This window comes from Alkalibacterium sp. m-11, assembly GCF_054658155.1.
On record NZ_BAAGIR010000696.1, the window covers coordinates 1 to 208 of the forward strand.

Consider the following 208-nt stretch of genomic DNA (forward strand, 5'->3'; position numbering starts at 1 on the left):
CGTAAATAAGAGTTCGCCAGCTTCTCGAGTGGCCTTTACAGCTACTTTACGACCCGTTTCCCAAGATTTAGCTTGATAATCAATCTTGAAATACTGTGATTCTTTATGTGTAAAGTCTGTATCTGGTGCGTAAAGGACCTTTTGTTGAGCCATGTTCTTCAGTCGTGCATTGACTTTTAAACGAATAATATACTTCACTTTTTCTTGC

General features: G+C 38.5%; 1 protein-coding gene. It reads right to left on the reverse strand.

Going from position 1 to position 208, the window contains the following annotated elements:
• The coding region (locus ACYQ2O_RS13965) for a transposase (RefSeq protein WP_459796900.1) at window positions 1-208 on the reverse strand (208 nt) is incomplete at both ends.